Source organism: Ruegeria sp. HKCCD8929, assembly GCF_013031405.1.
Classification (GTDB): domain Bacteria; phylum Pseudomonadota; class Alphaproteobacteria; order Rhodobacterales; family Rhodobacteraceae; genus Ruegeria.
The window spans coordinates 51,633-70,497 of sequence record NZ_WPZY01000019.1 but is presented as its reverse complement, the minus strand read 5'-3'; the positions used below and the strand labels follow the sequence as shown (position 1 = coordinate 70,497).

22 protein-coding genes are annotated in these 18,865 nt (G+C 63.9%); 6 read left to right on the top strand and 16 right to left on the bottom strand.

The genetic code is table 11. From position 1 onward, the window contains the following. Window positions 1–353 precede the first annotated feature (353 nt). The 13 genes from GOX53_RS21595 to secG form a co-directional block, all read right to left on the bottom strand. Window positions 354–740 (bottom strand): VOC family protein, encoded by a 387-nt coding sequence (locus GOX53_RS21595; protein WP_171180069.1) that lies wholly within the window; start codon window positions 738–740, stop codon window positions 354–356. 237 nt (window positions 741–977) lie between these two features. Beyond that, entirely contained in the window at window positions 978–1,634 is a 657-nt protein-coding gene (locus tag GOX53_RS21590) for a peptidoglycan-binding protein (protein WP_171180067.1), read from the bottom strand. A gap of 317 nt (window positions 1,635–1,951) precedes the next feature. After that, the gene (locus tag GOX53_RS21585; RefSeq protein ID WP_171180066.1) at window positions 1,952–2,758 is read right to left on the bottom strand and encodes an ABC transporter permease; all 807 of its coding nucleotides are present in this window, start codon (window positions 2,756–2,758) and stop codon (window positions 1,952–1,954) included. Further along, a complete protein-coding gene (locus GOX53_RS21580) occupies window positions 2,755–3,639 on the bottom strand; it encodes an ABC transporter permease (protein WP_171180065.1) in 885 nt (294 codons plus the stop codon). Before GOX53_RS21580 ends, GOX53_RS21585 begins: the two co-directional genes overlap by 4 nt. 89 nt (window positions 3,640–3,728) lie before the next feature. Further along, a complete protein-coding gene (locus GOX53_RS21575) occupies window positions 3,729–4,478 on the bottom strand; it encodes a transporter substrate-binding domain-containing protein (RefSeq protein WP_171180064.1) in 750 nt (249 codons plus the stop codon). 37 nt (window positions 4,479–4,515) lie between these two features. Next, the gene (locus GOX53_RS21570) at window positions 4,516–5,292 is read right to left on the bottom strand and encodes an ATP-binding cassette domain-containing protein (protein WP_171180063.1); all 777 of its coding nucleotides are present in this window, start codon (window positions 5,290–5,292) and stop codon (window positions 4,516–4,518) included. Between the two features lie 127 nt (window positions 5,293–5,419). After that, a complete protein-coding gene (locus GOX53_RS21565) occupies window positions 5,420–6,172 on the bottom strand; it encodes a phosphate/phosphite/phosphonate ABC transporter substrate-binding protein (protein WP_171180062.1) in 753 nt (250 codons plus the stop codon). Further along, a complete protein-coding gene (locus GOX53_RS21560; protein ID WP_171180060.1) occupies window positions 6,169–6,606 on the bottom strand; it encodes a TerB family tellurite resistance protein in 438 nt (145 codons plus the stop codon). The genes GOX53_RS21565 and GOX53_RS21560 overlap by 4 nt, the downstream gene beginning before the upstream one ends. A gap of 20 nt (window positions 6,607–6,626) precedes the next feature. Continuing rightward, window positions 6,627–7,088, bottom strand: coding sequence for a TerB family tellurite resistance protein (locus GOX53_RS21555; RefSeq protein ID WP_171180058.1), 462 nt, complete (start codon window positions 7,086–7,088; stop codon window positions 6,627–6,629). A 42-nt stretch (window positions 7,089–7,130) separates the two neighbouring features. Further along, on the bottom strand, window positions 7,131–7,424 hold the full coding sequence (locus GOX53_RS21550) for a DUF1330 domain-containing protein (protein ID WP_171180056.1): 294 nt from the start codon (window positions 7,422–7,424) through the stop codon (window positions 7,131–7,133). A gap of 84 nt (window positions 7,425–7,508) precedes the next feature. Then, window positions 7,509–8,117: a polysaccharide deacetylase family protein gene (locus GOX53_RS21545; RefSeq protein ID WP_171180054.1), complete on the bottom strand. Its 609-nt coding sequence runs from the start codon at window positions 8,115–8,117 to the stop codon at window positions 7,509–7,511. A 60-nt stretch (window positions 8,118–8,177) separates the two neighbouring features. Then, the gene (locus GOX53_RS21540) at window positions 8,178–9,821 is read right to left on the bottom strand and encodes a CTP synthase (RefSeq protein WP_171180071.1); all 1,644 of its coding nucleotides are present in this window, start codon (window positions 9,819–9,821) and stop codon (window positions 8,178–8,180) included. A gap of 160 nt (window positions 9,822–9,981) precedes the next feature. After that, entirely contained in the window at window positions 9,982–10,347 is a 366-nt protein-coding gene (gene secG, locus GOX53_RS21535) for a preprotein translocase subunit SecG (protein ID WP_171180053.1), read from the bottom strand. A 150-nt stretch (window positions 10,348–10,497) separates the two neighbouring features. Here secG and nthA point away from each other — a divergent pair, with 150 nt between their 5' ends. The 5 genes from nthA (at window position 10,498) to GOX53_RS21510 (ending at window position 13,826) form a co-directional block, all read left to right on the top strand. After that, complete coding sequence (gene nthA, locus GOX53_RS21530; RefSeq protein WP_171180051.1) at window positions 10,498–11,112, top strand: nitrile hydratase subunit alpha; 615 nt, start codon at window positions 10,498–10,500, stop codon at window positions 11,110–11,112. After that, entirely contained in the window at window positions 11,109–11,786 is a 678-nt protein-coding gene (gene nthB / locus GOX53_RS21525) for a nitrile hydratase subunit beta (RefSeq protein ID WP_171180049.1), read from the top strand. The genes nthA and nthB overlap by 4 nt, the downstream gene beginning before the upstream one ends. Next, the gene (locus tag GOX53_RS21520; protein ID WP_171180047.1) at window positions 11,783–12,121 is read left to right on the top strand and encodes a nitrile hydratase accessory protein; all 339 of its coding nucleotides are present in this window, start codon (window positions 11,783–11,785) and stop codon (window positions 12,119–12,121) included. Before nthB ends, GOX53_RS21520 begins: the two co-directional genes overlap by 4 nt. Before the next feature lie 170 nt (window positions 12,122–12,291). Further along, window positions 12,292–13,587 carry an adenylosuccinate synthase gene (locus GOX53_RS21515; protein WP_171180045.1) on the top strand — a complete coding sequence of 432 codons (1,296 nt, stop codon included), beginning with the start codon at window positions 12,292–12,294 and terminating at the stop codon, window positions 13,585–13,587. Next, window positions 13,587–13,826, top strand: coding sequence for a DUF2842 domain-containing protein (locus GOX53_RS21510; protein ID WP_171180043.1), 240 nt, complete (start codon window positions 13,587–13,589; stop codon window positions 13,824–13,826). Before GOX53_RS21515 ends, GOX53_RS21510 begins: the two co-directional genes overlap by 1 nt. A gap of 38 nt (window positions 13,827–13,864) precedes the next feature. On the opposite strand, the gene GOX53_RS21505 is transcribed toward GOX53_RS21510, so the two are convergent. Further along, the gene (locus GOX53_RS21505) at window positions 13,865–14,884 is read right to left on the bottom strand and encodes a hypothetical protein (RefSeq protein ID WP_171180042.1); all 1,020 of its coding nucleotides are present in this window, start codon (window positions 14,882–14,884) and stop codon (window positions 13,865–13,867) included. Window positions 14,885–15,211: 327 nt separating this feature from the next. On the opposite strand from GOX53_RS21505, the gene GOX53_RS21500 reads away from it, so the two are divergent. Beyond that, complete coding sequence (locus GOX53_RS21500; protein WP_171180040.1) at window positions 15,212–15,871, top strand: ATP-dependent Clp protease proteolytic subunit; 660 nt, start codon at window positions 15,212–15,214, stop codon at window positions 15,869–15,871. An 88-nt stretch (window positions 15,872–15,959) separates the two neighbouring features. On the opposite strand, the gene GOX53_RS21495 is transcribed toward GOX53_RS21500, so the two are convergent. Both GOX53_RS21495 and GOX53_RS21490 read right to left on the bottom strand, forming a co-directional pair. Further along, window positions 15,960–16,760, bottom strand: a complete 801-nt coding sequence (locus GOX53_RS21495; RefSeq protein WP_171180038.1) for an endonuclease/exonuclease/phosphatase family protein — start codon at window positions 16,758–16,760, stop codon at window positions 15,960–15,962. A 290-nt stretch (window positions 16,761–17,050) separates the two neighbouring features. After that, a complete protein-coding gene (locus GOX53_RS21490) occupies window positions 17,051–18,859 on the bottom strand; it encodes a hypothetical protein (RefSeq protein WP_171180036.1) in 1,809 nt (602 codons plus the stop codon). Window positions 18,860–18,865 lie beyond the last annotated feature (6 nt).

Below are 18,865 nucleotides of genomic sequence, written 5' to 3'. Positions count from 1 at the left end.
ATTCAAAGGTGGAAAATTCCAGTTCGCAATGGCCCGAAAATCGGGGGGAAGGTCACGCTGACTTGCTCTTGGTGTGAGCCGCCGCGAACGTCCGGTCCCTCCCGCACGCAGAGTTGTTGAATGCGCGTAGCAGGAAATTCTGCGCTGTCGAGAACGACCGGAATCGGCATAACTCCCCGTTCGTGCGGACCGCAGCATTCGTGACTTTGGGCTCGAGGCGGTCATCTGGCGGCTTCGCCCAGTCGGTTCCTGTGCTGGCCTGCGCCCGAGATCGGCAACGGGTCGGCTGTCCGGACATTCGCTGCGCTTGCCTGAATGCCGGTTTTCACCGCCTCGGCAAAAGCCTGCGATCATCAGGGCTTTGGCGTGTGACACACCGCTTCAATGTTATGTCCATCGGGATCGAGAACGAAGGCCGCGTAGTAGTCCGGGTGATAGTGCGGGCGGAGACCCGGCGGCCCGTTGTCTGTTCCGCCCGCACGGATTGCCGCCGCGTGAAACGCATCTACGTCCGCCCGGCTCCTTGCCTGCAAGGCGATGTGCATCAATCCGGTGGTCGCCCGTTCCTCGGCCAGCCAAAACCATGGGCGGTCGTCGCCGTACCCGGTCACCCTCACCCCGTCGGAATGCTCTTCGGGTACATCGAACAAGCGGCGGACACCCAGAGGGGCAAAGGCCTGATCGTAGAAGGCCGTAGAGCGAGCGAAATCGGTGACACCAAAACTGATGTGATCAATCATCTCCTGTCCTCCGCTGGAAAGAGTGTTTCCCGGTGTCTCGCCAGACACTAAACGATGCAGAAACTGACACCTACGTCCGTCAACCGCAATGCGAAGTTCTCCGAACGCCGGCATTGATGCGAAGCGCAGCATCAAGCGGGTTGTGCTCCGGAGCTGGCTTTGGACAGTTCGGAAACAAAGGAGAGCTTCCCGGCCAGTTTGGAGAGCAAGGCCCGCACCAACGGCCCGGGATGCCTCTCAGGGCAGCTTGAAATTGCGAATTTTGTTGAGTGCCGCCTTCACCGTATCCTTGTGCGCCGCAAATCGCTCGATGCCCGGATACTCGGCGGTAAGCGCTTCTATCTTTGCGAGAATTTGGTCGATTTTCGACTGAATGACCTTCACACGCGCAGGGTCGCGAAAGGCTCCGGCGTCGAACTCAGCGACCAGTTTTTCGGACGAGGCTTGAAGTGCGAATACCTTTTTCCACATCGCCTCGCTCCCCTTCATGGTGGTCAGAAGGCCGCTTTCTTCTGACTTGCAGGTGTTCCCGAAGGTGGCGGCGGCGGTTCCGGCGCTCTGGATAGACTTCTGGATCAGCTTTGACTGTTTGCGGTCATGATCACGGTATTTGATGAGCTCTTTCGGGGACAGCCAGTCGGGAATTTTGAGATCCGGTTTCTTCCCGCCCTTAAGCTCGAACTCGATGGCGGCCCAGGTGTCGGTGCCGACCTTGCCGTCAGGCTTGAGCGGGGGTTTGAGCCGTTTCTGGAACTTCTTGACCTCGCCATCGGTGAGCGGACCGAAGATGCCGTCGACCTCCAACTCGGGCCGGGCGCCGAGCTTGTTGAGCTTGGTCTGGAGCGTTTCGACGGCAGAACCGGTGGAGCCGCGAACGAGAGTGGGCTGTGCCATAGGATTTATCCTTACCTTTCGAGTAAGGTCTGTCAGCGGGCAGAGTAGCGTCTTGCCCCTTCGTTTTCCAAGTGATTTCCGCCGTACGGTCTGGTTGAGCGACCGCTCGCTGGGTCGAACTTATTCTGGGTTTGGCGGCGCCTGCGGGATTTTAAGCACCAGCCTCCTCGCCACGCGACTTACTAAATGAACCTTGTGCGGTAGGTGGATGCGGCAGGCTCGGTCGGATCACGCGGTCTTCAGGCGGCCTCGCGTCGTTGCGGTTGTTGTATCGGAGACTGGATTGCTCTCGCCCCCTGTGTTCCGCCGCGATCCGCCTACCGCGCCAGGTTCAAGCGGAAGCGCATCTTGGTGCGTTGGGCGGCGGGGAGGTGGCGGTTGAGGTGTTTGTTGACGCGGCCGAATACCCATACGATCACCAGCGTCAGCAGGATGAAATAGAAGGCCAGGATCGGGTAGGGGATGAACGGGTTGAAGGTCTTGTCCGCGAAATAGTTCGCGTAATAGAGCGCGTCGCCCTTTTGGCGCCAGGCCGGGAAGCCCGAGAAATAGACCAGCGTGGTGGCGTGGAACAGAAAGATTGCCTCGTTAGTATAGGCGGGCCATGCGAGCCGCAGCATTGTGGGCCAGACGATCCGCCGGAACCGGGGCCAGCCGGACATGCCGTAGGCGTCCGCCGCCTCGACATCGCCCTTGGGGACCGAGCGCAGGGCGCCGAAGAAGATCTCGCCCGTATAGGCCGCCGTGTTCAAAAACAGCACGATCAGCGCGCCGAGCCACGCGGCGGTGAAGGGGTCGAAGACCGGGTGCACGTTCTTGAGATTCAAGAACAGGAAATAGGCGAAGAAGAACTGGATGAAGAGGGGCGAGCCCCTGAACAGGAAGACGAACCACTCAGCCGGTTTGCGCAGCATCCGGTTGGGTGAGGCCTTGCCCAGTGCCACAGCGGTCGCGAGAAAAAAGCCGGTGGCCAGTGCCAGCAGGCCGAAATAGATGTTCCAGATCATGCCCGAGCCGATCAGGGTGAAGTGCTCGCACAGGGTATATTCGCCCTTGGGCAGCAGGCGTTCGCCGATGCCGATGGCGCGCAGGCCGTAGTCCTGGATGGTCTGCAGACAGCTCATGCCGCGGCCTTTCTTTGCGCTTCGCCGCCGGTGGTGGCCTGTCCGTGCGAGAGGCGCTGCATCAGCCGTTCGAGCCCGACCTCGGAGACCTTGGTCATGGCGAGGTAGAAGACCAGCAGGAACAGGAAGTACCACATGCGCCAGTCGCCATGGGGGTAGCTGGTGAATTGCGAGGTCTTGGTGCCGCCCAGTTCGCGGGCCCAGTAGACGATATCCTCGATCCCCAGCAGGAACAGCAGCGGGGTGGCCTTGATCAGCACCATCCAGAGGTTGGAGAGGCCGGGCAGGGCGTAAACCCACATCTGCGGCACGAGGATGCGCCAGAAGGTCTGGCGACGGGTCATGCCATAGGCCTCGGCGGTTTCCAGTTGCGCGTGCGGGACGGCGCGCATGCCGCCGAAGAGGACGTTGGCGGCGAAGGCGCCGAAGACGATCGAGAAGGTGATCACGGCGAGGAAGAAGCCGTAGGTTTCATGCATCCATTCCGGCGCGGTGCCCAGCGGCAGTTTGGCCTGGGCGCAGACGATGAAGTCCGACCCCTGCCGGATCGGGTCGGTCCATTCCGGGCACAGCACCTTGTGGCGGGTCCATTCCAGCGCCTGATCCAGCGCGATCACGAAGAACAGGAAGAACGCGATGTCCGGGACGCCGCGGACGATGGCGATATAGCCTTTGCCCAGCCAGCTGAGCGGCGGGAAATGCGAGCGGGCCGCCATGGCGCCGATGAACCCGAAGCCCAGCGCCACCGGGGCGGTGATGGCGAGCAGCAGCAGCACCTTCACGAAGGACAGGTAGAACGACATATGCACGCCGTTCGTGAGGTAACACGAAAACCAGCGGAACGTGCTCAGCGTGTCGGGTTCGGCGCAGTAGGAAAACATGGGACGGCTTTCGCGAGGCGGCAGCGGCCCCGCGGGGCCGCTTTCGGACCGGACCCGGCGCCAATGGCAGCGGGTCCGGCACCCGTTGCTTAGTTGGTGACGACGGTGCCGTCTGTGCCGTAGGTCTGGGTCCCTTCGCCGAACCACTTCTTGAGCATGTCGTTCAGCGTGCCGTCCTCTTTCATCGAGGTGATGGCCGCGTCGAACTTGCCGCGCAGTTCGCCGTCGCTTTCACGCAGGCCCATGCCGACACCGCCGCCCAGCGGGACCGGATCGCCGATGAAGACCAGCGAGCCCGAGGATTCCGCAACCAGCGGCACCAGATAGTCGCGGTCGGCCAGAACCGCGTCAGCCTCACCGTTGCGCACGGCGGCGATGGTTTCTTCCGGGGTGGCGAATTCGACCAGGGTGGCACCGGACTCGGCCACGTGGCCGGCCTGGATGGTGCCGGTTTGTGCCGCGACGACACCGCCGGTCACGTCAACGCCTTCGGCAGCCGCGACATAGGCCGAGGCGGTGGGCGGGTAGTAGTCCTGGGTGAAGTCGATGACCTCATCCCGCTCGGCGGTAATCGACATGCCGGCGATGATGGTGTCGTAGTTGCCCGAAACCAGGTTCGGAATGATCGAATCCCAGTCGTTCTTGACCCATTCGCAGGTCAGGCCGGCGCGCTTGCACAGCTCGTCGCCCACTTCACGCTCGAAGCCGTCGATCTCACCGGCATCGTTGATGAAGTTGTACGGAGGGTAGGCGCCCTCGGTGCCCATGCGGACGGTTTCAGCCATGGCCATACCGGCGCTGAGCGCCAGTGCGGCAGTGGTCAGGATGATTTTTTTCATGTGTACTCCCCTGTTTCTTAGGTTGTGTTGTGAAGTTTTATGCCGCCTGGGTGGCGGAAAGAAAGCCCTGAAGGCGGGCGGATTCAGGCGCAGTGAAGATGTCCTCGGGCGAGCCCTCTTCCTCGATCAGCCCCTGGTGCAGGAACACCACGTGGCTGGAGATGTCGGCGGCCATCTTCATGTCGTGGGTGACGATGATCATGGTGCGGCCCTCGGCGGCCAGATCCTTGATCACCCGGATCACTTCCTGTTCCAGTTCCGGGTCGAGCGCCGAGGTGGGTTCGTCGAACAGGAGCGCCTCGGGCTCCATGCAGAGGCCGCGCGCGATGGCGGCGCGCTGTTGCTGGCCGCCCGACAGTTGCGCCGGATAGACGTCGCACTTGTCGCCGATGCCGACCTTTTGCAGGTATTTGCGGGCGCTTTCCTCGACCTCTGCCCTGTCGCGGCCCAGCACGGTGACGGGCGCCTCCATCACGTTTTGCAGGATGGTCATATGGGCCCAAAGGTTGAACTGCTGGAACACCATCGAGAGGTTGGTGCGGATGCGCAGCACCTGTTTGGCGTCCGCGGGGCGGCGGCCGTGGCCATTACCGGTCCAGTGCACCGGTTCGCCCTTGAACAAGATCTCGCCCTGCTGGCTGTCCTCAAGCAGGTTGCAGCAGCGCAGAAGCGTGGATTTGCCCGATCCTGACGATCCGATCAGCGAGACGACGTCGCCCCTGTGCGCGGTAATATCGACCCCTTTGAGTACCTCAAGCTGTCCAAAGCTCTTGTGCAGGTTTTTGATCTCGATGACGGGTGCGGTCTCTGTCACGGGCTGTCCGGTGTTGTGAGTGTTATTGGTCCGGTACTAGGGCCGAATTTTCGGTGCAATGCAATGCGCAAAAAGGAAGTTCCGGGCACGAATGGGGCGAATTGACCATAGGGAATGGTCAAAACGGCTATTTGGCAGCGCCCAGCGCGTCCGGTCCCGGAGGCGTCGGGACGGCCAGATAGACCTCGGCGGGGATCTCTGTCAGCCCGTGCAGGTGCAGGGCCTCACGGTCCTGTGGCGTCAGATCGGCGATGGCGGCGCGGGTGGCGGCGGTGACGGCCTGCGCGTCGCGGGAATTGGCGGTGATATAAGGCAGGGTCGGGGTTGGCGTGGTCCGGGCGACCTCGCGCAGGGTCCGGCCCAGATCGGTATGGGTTTTCAGCAGCTCCCATGTCAGGGCGTCGAGCGATGCCAGATCGGCGCGACTTTCAGCCACCGCCTGTGCCGAGAGCGCATGGCCGCCCGATTGCAGCAGCGCGCCGGGGGTCAGGCCCAGCTCGGTCAGGTGGGTGATCGGCGCGGCCCAGCCGGATTGCGACAGCGCCTCGTTATAGGCGAAGGTGCCCTGCGCCAGCGCCTCGAGCGGGCGGTCGTCTTCGGCGCGGGCCACGAAGACCGAGCAGTAATGGCCGGGCGGGCAGCCGGGCAGGGCGTAATCGGGCGTGCCGACCAGTTGCACGGCGCCGTGCAGGCGGGTGCGATAGGGCATGCCGCAGGTCTGCGCGAAAACCAGCCCAGGGTCCTGCCAGACCTCCCAGAAGTCCCGATCGCGGGTCAGATGCGCGGGGCCGTCGCCCAGATGGGCTCGAATCAGCGCCCAGAACCGGTCATTGGCGGGTTGCAGTGCGGGCATGTCGTACATGCCCAGCATCGCGGTCATGAGCGGGCGGCCTTTTGCCGGGCCAGCGCCGAGTCGCGGTCGTTCACGCCCAGCAGGTTGGCGACGAGGCGCAGCAGCGCGTCCTCTTCCTGGGCGCGCTCGCCATCGGCCAGCACCACCGACCACAGCGCCTCGACCACGGCGCGGCGATCCTCATAGGGCACTGCGTCCTTGATGGCGCGGGTGAAGCGGACGGTATCGGGGGCCTCGGCCTCGAGATCCTCGGCGCGGGCGCGCAGGGCGGCGGCCTCGAACGGGCCGAGCCCGTAGCGAGCGGCGGTGATCCGGTCGATCCGAGACATTTCGGTATCGGCGTAATCGTTGTCGGAGCGGGCGATGCGCACCAGCAGGGCGGTCAGCGCTAGCCGCGCGTCCTCATCGGCCAGCGGATCGGGATCGGCCTGGGTCAGGCGAGAGAGAAAATCACGAAACATGGACGGGTTATAGGCCGGGATTACAGCTCGTCCAAGCGGGATTCCATCTTGTGTTCCACCCGTTCGCGCGAGGCCTTGCTATCATTGTAGCTGAGCCCCATGGCGATGCGTGCTTCTTCGAGGATTTTCAGCTCGCCCTCCTTGGTCTCGCCATCGGCCAACACCACCTCCCACAGGGCGTCCATGGCGGCGAGGCGTTCTTCGAGCCCCGTCGTCTCGCGGATCAGCTTGCCGAAGGTGTCGGTTTCGGGCGCGGCGGCGTGCAGTTTCTCGCAGGTTGCGCGCACTTTCGCGGCCTCGATGGCGTTGTGCTGATAGAGGCGGGCGAGGATCTTGTCGATCAGGCTGATTTCCTCGACCTGATAATCGCGGTCGGCCTGGGCCACTCGCACCATCAGCGCACCCAGGGCCAGCTCGGCATCCGGGTCGGGCAGGGTGGTGTGTTGCGGCGGGCGGAGGGCCTGAAAGAACTTTTTCAGCATGGGATGAGAATATGCCAGATTTAGTGGGCCGCCAAGCGGGAACTACCCGTCATAGCCCCTGATGATCACTAAGTCGCCGGTCGAGACCGGATCGCGCAGCGCCTTGGCCGCCTGATAGACGTCGCTTTCATAGCAGGCCAGAGCATCCTCGTAAGAGGGGAATTCGATGACCACGGTGCGGGCGCGGGCCGTGCCCTCGCGCAGCTCGCGCTCGCCGCCGCGGACCAGAAACCTGGCGCCGTATTCGGCGAAGGCGGCCCCGTTGGCGGCGATGTAGTTCTTATAGGCATCCATGTCGTCCACGTCGACATGGGCGACCCAATATCCCTTGGCCATGGCCAGCGCTCCCTCACTGGTTGAGTAGCGCCCAGAGTGGCGTGGAATGGGCGCGGTGGCAAGCAGTTCCGGTGCGGGATGCGATCAGAGTGTCGAGGGCGGTTCGAACGTGATCGAGCCCAGCGCCTTGATCCGGGTCAGGAACATCGAGAAATGGTCGGCGGTGGTTTTCTGGATGTCATGGGCCAGAACCACGTTCGAGCTGCGGTTGCGGATCTGGTCGATGCCGTGCTGGATCCAGCCGTCGGGTTTGTAGCGCTTGTTCCAGTCCAGCGTGTCCACGTTCCACAGGATCAGGCGGTAGCCCAGCTCGCGCGCGGCCAGTTCCACATTGGCGTTCGAGGCGCCATAGGGCGGGCGGAAGAGGGGGGATTTGCCCTCGTAGGGTTCGGTCAGCTTCTTGGCCCGGCTCAGCTCGCGCCGGATGCTGGTCAGCGACAGGCGGGTGAGGTCGGGATGGGTGTAGGTGTGGTTGGCGATGCCGTGGCCCTGATCGTGAATGGCCTTGATGATGTCAGGATGGGCCTTGGCGTTCTGGCCGATGACGAAGAAGGTCGCCTTGACCTTGTGGGCGGCCAGCGCCCGGAGGATCTTGGGCGTGCGCCGGGGGTGGGGGCCGTCGTCGAGGGTGATCCAGACGCGCTTGGAGGCGACGGATTCGTAGTTCGGCTGAAGAAATGAGGGTTTTGGCATAATAAAAGTCCCGAAATTGAATATCCCGGGACTCTATCATCTTTTTGCCTTGCGCCCAAATCAGACCAGTCGCGAGGTCTCTTTGGCGGCGCGCACGAAGTCGCGGAACAGGGGATGCGGCTCGAAGGGTTTGGATTTCAGTTCCGGGTGGTACTGGACGCCGATGAACCACGGGTGGTCCGACCATTCCACGATCTCGGGCAGGCGGCCGTCGGGGCTCATGCCCGAGAAGTTCAGGCCCGCCTCTTCCAGCTTGTCGCGGTATTTGATGTCAACCTCGTAGCGGTGGCGGTGGCGTTCCTCGATATTGGCGCCGCCATAGACCTCGGCCACCTTGGAGCCGTCGGCCAGCACCGCGTCATAGGCGCCCAGGCGCATGGTGCCGCCCTTGTCGTCATCGACGCCGCGCTGGACCTTGTAGTTGCCCTGCACCCATTCCTTGAGGTGATAGACCACTGGCTCGAACCGTTTCTTGCCGGCCTCGTGGTCGAATTCCTCGGATCCCGCCTCTTTGATGCCCGCCGCGTTGCGGGCGGCCTCGATCACGGCCATCTGCATGCCGAGGCAGATGCCCAGATAGGGCACTTTATGCTCGCGCGCGTATTGAGCGGCCTTGATCTTGCCCTCGGTGCCGCGCTCGCCGAAGCCGCCGGGGACGAGGATGGCGTGGAAGCCTTCGAGATGGGGGGCGGCGTCCTCGGTGTCGAAAATCTCGGCATCGACCCATTCGACTTTCACCTTTACCCGGTTGGCCATGCCGCCATGGGTCAGCGCCTCGGCGATGGATTTGTAGGCGTCTTCGAGTTGGGTGTATTTGCCAACGATGGCGACTTTCACTTCGCCTTCGGCGTTGTGGATGCGGTCGCTGACGTCCTCCCATTTGGCCAGATCGGGTTTCGGCGCGGGGCTGATCTGGAACGCGTCCAGAACCGCCTGATCCAGACCTTCGCGGTGATAGGCCAGCGGGGCGTCATAGATGGTCGAGAGGTCTTGTGCCGCGATCACCGAATCCGCGCGCACGTTGCAGAAGAGTGCCAGTTTCTCGCGTTCCTTGGTCGGGATCGGCCCTTCCGAACGGCAGACCAGAATGTCGGGGGCCAGACCGATCGAGCGCAACTCCTTGACCGAGTGCTGGGTCGGCTTGGTTTTCAACTCGCCCGATGCCTTGATGTAGGGCAGCAGCGTCAGGTGCATGAAGATGCACTGGCCGCGCGGTTTGTCCTGAGAGAACTGACGGATGGCCTCGAAAAAGGGCAGGCCCTCGATATCGCCGACGGTGCCGCCAATCTCGCAGAGCATGAAATCGACCTCATCCTCGCCAATGGCGATGAAATCCTTGATCTCGTTGGTGACGTGCGGAATCACCTGAATGGTCTTGCCGAGGTAGTCTCCACGGCGTTCCTTTTCGAGCACGTTGGAATAGATCCGGCCCGAGCTGACCGAGTCGGTCTTGCGGGCGGCCACCCCGGTGAAGCGCTCGTAGTGCCCGAGGTCCAGATCGGTTTCGGCGCCGTCATCGGTCACGAACACTTCGCCATGTTCAAACGGTGACATGGTGCCCGGATCGACGTTCAAATAGGGGTCGAGCTTGCGCAGGCGGACCGAGTAGCCCCGCGCCTGCAGCAGAGCGCCGAGCGCGGCCGAGGCCAGCCCTTTGCCCAAGGATGAAACCACACCACCAGTGATGAAGATAAAACGCGCCATGTTGTTCGGCTGCTCCCGTGAGACGTCATTATTCGGCTGCCCGGCGGCCTTGAAAAACCGCTGCATCACGGGACTTCACATATAGAGGATTCGCGCGAAAGGCGCAAGAGAACCGCAAGATGCTGTTGCCGTTCTCTTAAGAATTTCTAGGTTTTGTGGCTTAGTCCGCTTGGGGAATCAGCGGAGCGTTGTCGCCCTGGGCCGGGGGCAGCAGGTCGTCGGCGGCCGGAACCGCCGGTGCGCTCTGCTCGGTTTCGGCAGGCGCCGGAACGCCCAGACGGTCGATCACCGAGGTGCCTGCGGATTTCTGCGCCGCGATAATGGTCAGGGTGAGCGAGGTCACGATGAAGCAGATCGCCAGGATCCAGGTCAGTTTGCCCAGTGCGGTTGCCGCCGAGCGGCCCGACATGACGCCGCCGCCGCCGCCACCCATGCCAAGCCCGCCGCCTTCGGACCGCTGCATCAGAACGACGGCGATCAGGCCCAGGGCCAGAAGAAGGTGAATGATGAGAACGACGTTTTCCATGGGGGTCCTGCGGAGCGTGGCGTGTATCGCGTGGTATCTATGCAAGTTTGGCCGGGGGGGCAAGGGAGGAGTTGGCATCAAACCCCGTGATCGGGGCGATCACTGCAAAGGGACTGGACAGATTGCGTTTCGCTCGCGCACCCTGCGGCCATGCCACATGATCACCATGACCACCCGCATGCATTGCTGCCGCCCGATCCCGCGCTCCGCGTCAAGGCGCTGGAGACGATTCTCACCCGCAAGGGGCTGATCGATCCGGCAGCGCTCGATGAGATCATCGACACCTATCAGAACCGGATCGGCCCGCAGAACGGCGCGCGGGTCGTTGCGAAGGCGTGGAGTGATCCCGCGTTCAGGGCGGCGCTCTTGGAGGACGCCACGCCGGTGGTGGCCGATCTGGGCTATTACGGGCGGCAGGGCGAGCACATGGTGGTGGTCGAGAATACGCCCGCGCGGCACAACATGGTCGTCTGCACCTTGTGCAGTTGCTACCCATGGCCTTTGCTGGGCATCCCGCCCGGCTGGTACAAATCCGACGCCTACCGCGCCCGCGCCGTGCGCGAGCCGCGCAAGGTGCTAGCCGAGTTCGGCGTGACCTTGCCCGAGGGCACCGCCGTGCGGGTCTGGGATTCGACCGCCGAGGTCCGCTATCTGGTGCTGCCGATGCAGCCCGAGGGCACCGAGGGGATGAGCGAGGACGAGCTGGCCGCTTTGGTCACCCGCGACAGCATGATCGGCACCGGCCTGCCCAAGGTGCCGGCATGACCCGGGTGCATGACATGGGCGGGCGGTTCGGCGACGGCCCGGTGGTGCCCGAGGGTGAGGATGCGCCGGTCTTTGCCGAGGACTGGCATGCGCGGGCCTTGGCGGTGACGCTGGCGGCGGGCGCCTTGGGGCAGTGGAACATCGACGTGTCGCGGCATGCGCGAGAGCGGCTGTCGCCAAGGGATTACACCCGGTTTTCCTATTACGAGAAATGGCTCTCGGGCCTGGCCGATCTGCTGGTCGAGACCGGCGTGCTGACCGAGGAGGATCTGCGCGGGGCCGGGAATGACGAACCGCATGCCCTGGCGCAACGCGCGCTGAAGGCTGACGCGGTGCCGGGGGTTTTGACCAAGGGGGGGCCGGCGGATCGGGACGAAGGTCCGGCACCGCTGTTTTCGGCAGGGCAGGCGGTGCGCACGCATATTCCGTCCGACAACGCGTTGGTGACGGGCGGGCACACCCGCCTGCCGCATTACGCCGCCGGTGCGCTGGGATATGTCGAGCGTCTGCACGGCAATCACGTGTTTCCCGACAGTAACGCGCATGGTCTGGGCGAGGCGCCCGAGCCGCTCTATGCCGTGCGGTTTCACGCGCGCGAGCTGTGGGCGCATCCCGAACACCCCGAAGATGAGGTCGTGCTGGACCTTTGGCAAAGCTATCTGGCGCCGGCATGAGCAGCTGTCCCGAGCATTCCGCGCCGGAACCGGCCTTCGAGCAGCCATGGCACGCGCAGGTCTTTGCCCTGACGGTGGCGCTGAACGAGGCGGGGCGGTTCGACTGGCCCGACTGGGCGGCGCGGTTTTCCGAGACGTTGAAACGGCACGGGCTGAGCCGTGAACTGGACGGGGGCGACGATTATTTCCACGCCTGGCTGGAGACGCTCGAGGCGCTGCTGGCCGAAAACGGCGCCGCGGACCCCGACGAGGTCACCGCCATCCGCCGCGCCTGGGAGGACGCCTATCTCGGCACCCCGCATGGACAGCCCGTGCATCTGCCCTCATCGCGGTAACACCGCCTTTGAGGCGGATACGCTCTTCCTCTTGCCAAAAATATCCCCGCCAGAGGCCTCGCGCGGCACGCGCGATATGACCTGAACTGCGTCGAATTACCGGTTTCCCTGCCCCTCACGCCCCGCTATACGGGCCCGGGTTTGATATTACCGAGCTAAAAGGACCGGATATGGCCAACGTGGTTGTTGTCGGCGCCCAGTGGGGCGACGAGGGGAAAGGCAAGATCGTCGACTGGCTCAGCGAGCGGGCGGACGTGATCGCGCGCTTTCAGGGCGGGCACAATGCCGGTCATACGCTGGTCATCGACGGTGAGGTCTATAAGCTGCACGCGCTGCCCTCGGGCGTGGTGCGGGGCGGCAAGCTGAGCGTTATCGGCAACGGCGTGGTGCTGGACCCGTGGCATCTGATCAACGAGATCGGCACGATCCGGGCGCAGGGTGTGGATATCACTCCCGAGACGCTGATGATCGCCGAGAACACGCCGCTGATCCTGCCCTTCCACGGTGAGCTGGACCGGGCGCGGGAAGAGGCCGCAAGCAAGGGTACCAAGATCGGGACCACCGGGCGCGGTATTGGCCCGGCCTATGAGGACAAGGTGGGCCGCCGGTCGGTCCGCGTGGCCGATCTGGCGGACCCCGCCACGCTTGAGGCGCGCGTGGACCGGGCGCTGCAGCATCACGACCCGCTGCGCAAGGGGTTGGGGATCGAGGCCATCGACCGCGACGTGCTGCTGGCGCAGCTCAAAGAGATCGCACCGCAGATCCTGCCCTTTGCGGCGCCGGTCTGGAAGGTGCTGAACGAGAAACGCAAGGCGGGCAAGCGCATCCTGTTCGAGGGCGCGCAGGGCGCGCTGCTGGATATCGATTTTGGCACGTACCCTTATGTGACCTCGTCGAACGTGATCGCCGGGCAGGCGGCCACCGGGGTGGGAATCGGGCCGGGCTCGATCGATTTCGTCCTCGGCATCGTCAAGGCCTACACCACCCGCGTGGGCGAGGGGCCGTTCCCGTCCGAGCTGCATGATGCGGACGGCCAGCGGCTGGGTGAGCGCGGGCATGAGTTCGGCACCACCACCGGGCGCAAGCGCCGCTGCGGCTGGTTCGACGCGGTTCTGGTGCGCCAGACCTGCGCCACCAGCGGGGTGAACGGTATCTCGCTGACCAAGCTCGACGTGCTGGACGGGTTCGAGACGCTGAAAATCTGCGTGGGCTATGAGCTGGATGGCGAGCGGCTGGATTACCTGCCCACCGCCGCCGACCAACAGGCGCGCTGCAAACCGATCTACGAGGAAATGCCGGGCTGGAGCGAGTCGACCGAAGGCGCGCGCAGCTGGGCCGATCTGCCCGCCAATGCGATCAAATACGTGCGCCGGGTCGAGGAGCTGATCGAATGCCCGGTGGCGCTCTTGTCCACCAGCCCGGAGCGGGACGACACCATTCTGGTGACCGACCCGTTTGCCGACTGATGGGCGAGGGAAAGAAACCCGGGCTCAGCTACAAGGCCCGCCGCCGCTGGTCGCTGGTGATCCTGCTGGTGGGGCTGCCGCTTTACATCGTGGCGGTGGTCACGGTGCTGAACCTGCTTGAGCGTCCGCCGATCTGGCTGGAACTGCTGGTCTATATCGGCCTTGGCATCCTGTGGGCTCTGCCCTTCAAATATGTGTTCCGGGGCGTGGGGCAGGCGGATCCGGACGACGGGGGATAAGCCGCGCCCTTGCGGGGAAGCGCATGACCTTTGCACCCTTATAGTGCGATGGGGGAAATCCCGCCTGCAAAGGCCGCCAGGATCGGCGCCGTCAGGGCGAACCCCGCGCGGATGTATTCGCTGGCCCCGTCTTTCAGCCCGTGTGAGGCCCGCCAGCCGATGATATCGAGCGGCTCGCCGGCCGGCGCGCTTTGCCCCGCCTTTTCGGCGAGCAGTCTGACCCGCTCGTCCAATATCAAGGCAACGGGCAGGTAAAAGCTCAGGAGCAGCAGGCTGAAATAGGTGCCGGTGAACAGGGCCGAGGCCAGTACGATCGAGCCGTACGGTCCCCGTTCCGCCTCGGACACCATGGGCAGGGGCCAGTGCATCCAGCTGGTTGCGAAGAGCATGCCGAAGGTGAGGATCAGGCTGGAGAGGTAAAGCTGCTGCCGCATCTGGCGCAGGTTCTGGGCGAGCTGTGCGGCGGCTTCCTCAAAATCGTCGCTGTGGCGCGTTTCCAGGCACAGGATCATTCCGACGATCAATGCGCCCACGGCGAGGCCGGCCAGGACGGTGACGATATCCATCAGGCGGTTGAAGAGCGAGACGACCGGGATATCGCCGCATCGGCCCAGCAGCCAGAGGTCGTCCGGTCCGACGCATCCCGGCAAGTTGCCCCGAGCAAGGGCGGTCTCAAAGACAGCCGCTCCGAGGCGGTGATAGAGCCGCGTCCCGTCCGGGTTCAGGTTCTGCTGAATCACCGGGGTGACGGCGAGCAGGAAGATGACGACCATGGTGGCGACAGCCGCAAGACGTGTCTGGCGGGCTGTCGGGCGCATCAGAGTGCGCACCAGCACCGCCACCGCGAGCACCGCCAGAGCGGCGAAGAACCAGGTGGCGGCGAGGAACCGGTAGCGGCCCACCGCCTCGAGCCAGTGGCGCCCGTCCTGCAGGATGTCGGGGGGCACATCGAGGTCCGAGGCCATCAGATGCTTGCTGATCAGGGCGTTCAGCCAGAAAATGACGATGGGAACCAAGGCTATGGTAAAATGGCGTAATTTCACGTGACGGGTGGCCACATCAGACCTCGTGGGCTGGTTCGAACGGACTGGTGCAACCGTAGCACGAAAGCGGCGGCGGCACATATCGGTGACTGTCTAAGGCGTTTCGGAGCGTGTCGTTTCAGGGGCAGATTGGTGCAAAACCGCAGCCCTCACGGCACCTGACGGACCGGTCACAAGTTGTTGCGAACCGTATTATGGCCACATTCCAAACTATATTTCGGCGGCTTTTTCTGGTCTTCTGACGGCGGCGCACAAATAAGAATTCGAGCCGGAAGACCAAGGCTCAGGTGCGCCATGAATTCATGAATACCGGGGTACACTTTCTGTTTAGTGGGTAAACACATGAAAAAAATCACAATTACACTGGCACTGGCGGCGCTGAGTATCGTCGCCATCAACTGGCCTGCCGGAGACTCGGCAACGGCCATGGCGGCCGTGGAAACGGCCAAGAAAGAGGAAGGGGACAAGCTTAAATGCACCGGCAAGCACGGGCGCTTTGTTCTCGACGGCAAGGTCGACTGGGAACTGACCGGCAAGATCTTTGACACGGTCATTCCCTGCCTGGAGGGCGGATACGCGCAGGAGATCGTCATCAACTCGCCCGGCGGCAGCCCGACCACGGCCCATGGCGTCTATGAGGCGCTGCGGATCGCGGATACCGAGAACCGGCTGACCACGACCATCTATGGCAACAGCCATTCGGCGGCGGTCTATGTGTTCCTGGCGGGTTCCGAGCGGCGGATCAGCTGCAGCAGCACGATGCAGATCCATCCCGTCACGCTGACGGTGGTGGCCAGTTCGAACGACCGGACCGAACTCAACAGCTTTCCGCAGCGCTGGGAAAAGACCGAGGAACGGTCGATCAGCATTCTGGCCCAGCGCTCGAAGCTGACCCGCGACGAAGTGCGCGAGCTGAAGCTGGGGCACCGGCTGCTGTCGTCCGACGAAGCGCTGGGGCACGGGATCGCAACCGAGATCATCGGCTGCGATCTGGGGAGCTGACCGGGGGCTGGGGCTGTCAGTCATACGGCCCCAGTTCGGGTTCGGGTTTTTCGTTTTGTGGTCGCGCCCCTGTGCGGCGCGGCACCGCTCAGATTTCGAGCACAAGCGGGCAGTGATCGGATACCTCGGGCTGGTGGACCACATCAAAGCGGGTAACCTCGCTTTCGTGGTTCACCAGCATGTAATCCGCGAACCGGCCCGGTTTGGTGTAATGCGAGGTGCGGGTGCCGTCGAAGCCCCGGCGCGTGACAAGCTCGGTCAGTCCGGCGTCTTGTAGCAGCCCCAGCGTCTCGCTATCCGGTTTGACATTGAAATCCCCGCATATGACCACAACGCCATCGGGGTCGGAGACCCGGTTCGACAGGTCCAGAAGCCGCTGCGCCTGTGCCAGCCGGTCGGGCGTGTCCAACTTTCCATTCAGATCGCGCAGACCGTGCATGTGGGTGACGCTCACCGGGCGGTCGCGCTGATGATCGTAGACCCGGATGCCGTGGGCGCTGCGGGATCTGGGGTGGGGGCCGTAGCCGTGCGGTGAGTAGTTTTTGTGGACGAAATCCTGTGCCTGCGCGATGACGGGCAGGGATTTGTGCACAAAGGTGGCGAGCCCCCATTGCGACGGCACTGTTTTCTCGCCATCCCACAGCACGCCTTGTGCGGCCGGGCAGAAGGTGGCGACGTGGTCCGGCAGCGCCTGACAAACATCGCGGAAGAAATTGGCCCGTTGCGGCAGAACATGGTCGCCGTCCCGGTAGGTGAGCCAGTCCTTGCCGGTTTGCGGGCTGTGCACCACCTCTTGCAGGCACAGGATGTCGGGGCGGTCCGCTGCCAGGTAAGGCAGCAGATCATCGTGGAGTTTTCCACCCCATCCGTTCAGGCACATCAGTCGCATTGTCATATCCGAAAATAGGTTACGGTGGTTTCTTAAAGTGTTTTCTGCTTGCGCAGAGCCGGCCCCTCTGCCTCTCTTCGTCAGTTGGAACGTGGAGAAGGAAGCTGCGCCCGCAAACAGGTAAGTGTTCGCGCAGTTTTGGGGCGAATGAAACCCGTTGGCCTCCTGGCCGGGGACTAAAATAGCGGGATCGCCAACGGCGCTGTCGTTGCGGCAGGACGAGGCTCAAAAAAAGAAAACGCCCCGCCGGGATGTCCGGCAGGGCGTTTTTCCGTGAGATGACGAGGGGTTCAGCCCACGGCGCGTTCTCCGTTGGGACGATAGCCGATCTGGCTGGAGGCGGCGAAACGACCGCCACCGGCTTTTTCGATTTTCCCTTCGCGCAGAAGCTGGCCGAAAAAGCGCAGGCTGTCTTCGCGGTTGAACTCGTCCAGGTTCAGCGCGCGGACCTTGTTCATCAGCTGCGGGCGCGAAAATTGCTCCTGCCCTTCGACGAAGGACAGGTAGGCGGCAGCGGCCTCCAGCAGTTCGGCCAGCGACTGGGCGCCTTTTTCCTCGGCAAAGCTGGCAAATCCGCTGTCGGGTGCGGTGACATCCGCCTTGACCACGCTGGCCACCCGGCGCGGGCGGACGGGGCCGGCATTCGTGGGCGAGGATTCGTCGATGCGCTGCTCGGCAACCAGTTTCAGCGGGCCGGGCTTGTCGACCTCGGGCCGGGGTGTTGCGCCTTCGGCGGTGGGGCGGCGCGGGTTCACGACCGAGGCCAGGTCCTCGCGATAGTCCTCGGCATCCGCGCCGGTCTTGGCTTCGGCACCGACAGTCCGATCCGCCTCGGTCGCCGCAACGGCAGCGCGAAGGTGGGTGTAGGCCTCGCGGTTATGCGATGCGCCGGGCTCGCCCAGCTTTTCGTCGGCCGCGTCCATCAGGCGGGACACGTCGGCGTCATCGTCGATGCCGCCGCTCATGTCCGGGCGATCTTCGCGGCGCGAGGTCAGTTCGGCCTCGACCCCGGCAAGCTCGCGCATCAGGTCGGCCTCGTCCTCGGCGGTCAGGGCGCCATCGGGCGTCTGCTGATCCTCTGCCGCAGCCGGGGTCGGCATCTCGATAACGGACTCGGCTGCCGGTGCGATCTGCTCGGGCGCGGTATCGGTGTCGTCGTCGAGGATATTGCGGAAATCGCCATCCTCTTCGGGCTCATCGGCGTCGTCATCGAGATTGGCGAACAGGATGTCGTCGCTCTCGTCTTCCTGAGCGGGTTCGGCACCGGCGATGATGGTTTCGAGGGTCTGGACAACCGGGGGCAGGTCGGCTGCCGTTTCGGTTTCTGCGTCAAAGGCCGACGAGATCGCGTCCTGATCTTCCTCGGCTCCGCCGGCCATGAGATCGGCATGCTCATCTTCCGAGTAGGAGCCAACCTCGTCCTCGGAACGCGACACCACGGCGCGGATGCGCTGCAGTTTCGCGGCGATGCTGTTTGCGGCGGGCACGGTTTCGGGGTCGACCGGCTCGGCCTCGAGGATCGGGGCCTCTTCCGCTTCCATTTCCGGTTCTGCGGCTTCGGGTGCCGGGGCGGGCGTCGGTTCGGGTACATCCGTCTTGACCGCTTCCAGCACGACCGGCTTGCGCTCGGCAACCGGCTCGGGCGCGGGTTGCGGCGCCTCGGCCTGGACGGGGGCGGGCGGTTCGGAGTTTGCAGGTTCGGGCGTGGTTGCGGCGGGCTGGACGGGTTCGGCCGGGACTGGTGCGATGCTGGGGGCGGGGTCCGCCTGGACGGGTTGCTGCGGCGCGGCCGGCGTCGGATCGGCTGCGGGCTGCGGCTGGGCGGCGATGGCCGGGGCCTCGGCCTCGGTTGCGCGCAAAACGATTCCGGTCTCGCTCTGGCGGGCCTCGACCTGACGGGCGATGTCGCGCTGGGCGATCCGGGTCAGCATTTCTGCATCAGGTTGCGGCGGTTCCGATCCGAAATAGCGGTCGTCCGCTGCCAGGTCCCGAAAATACTCGGCGATGGATTTCATGGTCTCAAAGGAGTCATCGAACCCTTCGAGGGTGCATGAAAACGTCCCATAGGAGACGGTCAATACCTTGTTGTTGTGTACCATACGACG

Excerpts from the sequence above, each read along its gene's own strand:
- GOX53_RS21565 (WP_171180062.1), bottom strand. The coding sequence starts at position 6,172 with ATGACCGCGATGCTGGGCATGTACGACATGCCCGCACTGCAACCCGCC.
- GOX53_RS21560 (WP_171180060.1), bottom strand. The coding sequence starts at position 6,606 with ATGTTTCGTGATTTTCTCTCTCGCCTGACCCAGGCCGATCCCGATCCG.
- GOX53_RS21500 (WP_171180040.1), top strand. The coding sequence starts at position 15,212 with ATGAAAAAAATCACAATTACACTGGCACTGGCGGCGCTGAGTATCGTC.
- GOX53_RS21490 (WP_171180036.1), bottom strand. The coding sequence starts at position 18,859 with ATGGTACACAACAACAAGGTATTGACCGTCTCCTATGGGACGTTTTCA.
- GOX53_RS21585 (WP_171180066.1), bottom strand. The coding sequence starts at position 2,758 with ATGAGCTGTCTGCAGACCATCCAGGACTACGGCCTGCGCGCCATCGGC.
- secG (WP_171180053.1), bottom strand. The coding sequence starts at position 10,347 with ATGGAAAACGTCGTTCTCATCATTCACCTTCTTCTGGCCCTGGGCCTG.
- nthA (WP_171180051.1), top strand. The coding sequence starts at position 10,498 with ATGCCACATGATCACCATGACCACCCGCATGCATTGCTGCCGCCCGAT.
- GOX53_RS21550 (WP_171180056.1), bottom strand. The coding sequence starts at position 7,424 with ATGGCCAAGGGATATTGGGTCGCCCATGTCGACGTGGACGACATGGAT.
- GOX53_RS21510 (WP_171180043.1), top strand. The coding sequence starts at position 13,587 with ATGGGCGAGGGAAAGAAACCCGGGCTCAGCTACAAGGCCCGCCGCCGC.
- GOX53_RS21520 (WP_171180047.1), top strand. The coding sequence starts at position 11,783 with ATGAGCAGCTGTCCCGAGCATTCCGCGCCGGAACCGGCCTTCGAGCAG.
- GOX53_RS21580 (WP_171180065.1), bottom strand. The coding sequence starts at position 3,639 with ATGTTTTCCTACTGCGCCGAACCCGACACGCTGAGCACGTTCCGCTGG.
- GOX53_RS21540 (WP_171180071.1), bottom strand. The coding sequence starts at position 9,821 with ATGGCGCGTTTTATCTTCATCACTGGTGGTGTGGTTTCATCCTTGGGC.
- GOX53_RS21515 (WP_171180045.1), top strand. The coding sequence starts at position 12,292 with ATGGCCAACGTGGTTGTTGTCGGCGCCCAGTGGGGCGACGAGGGGAAA.
- GOX53_RS21495 (WP_171180038.1), bottom strand. The coding sequence starts at position 16,760 with ATGCGACTGATGTGCCTGAACGGATGGGGTGGAAAACTCCACGATGAT.
- GOX53_RS21575 (WP_171180064.1), bottom strand. The coding sequence starts at position 4,478 with ATGAAAAAAATCATCCTGACCACTGCCGCACTGGCGCTCAGCGCCGGT.
- GOX53_RS21590 (WP_171180067.1), bottom strand. The coding sequence starts at position 1,634 with ATGGCACAGCCCACTCTCGTTCGCGGCTCCACCGGTTCTGCCGTCGAA.
- GOX53_RS21555 (WP_171180058.1), bottom strand. The coding sequence starts at position 7,088 with ATGCTGAAAAAGTTCTTTCAGGCCCTCCGCCCGCCGCAACACACCACC.
- GOX53_RS21595 (WP_171180069.1), bottom strand. The coding sequence starts at position 740 with ATGATTGATCACATCAGTTTTGGTGTCACCGATTTCGCTCGCTCTACG.
- GOX53_RS21545 (WP_171180054.1), bottom strand. The coding sequence starts at position 8,117 with ATGCCAAAACCCTCATTTCTTCAGCCGAACTACGAATCCGTCGCCTCC.
- nthB (WP_171180049.1), top strand. The coding sequence starts at position 11,109 with ATGACCCGGGTGCATGACATGGGCGGGCGGTTCGGCGACGGCCCGGTG.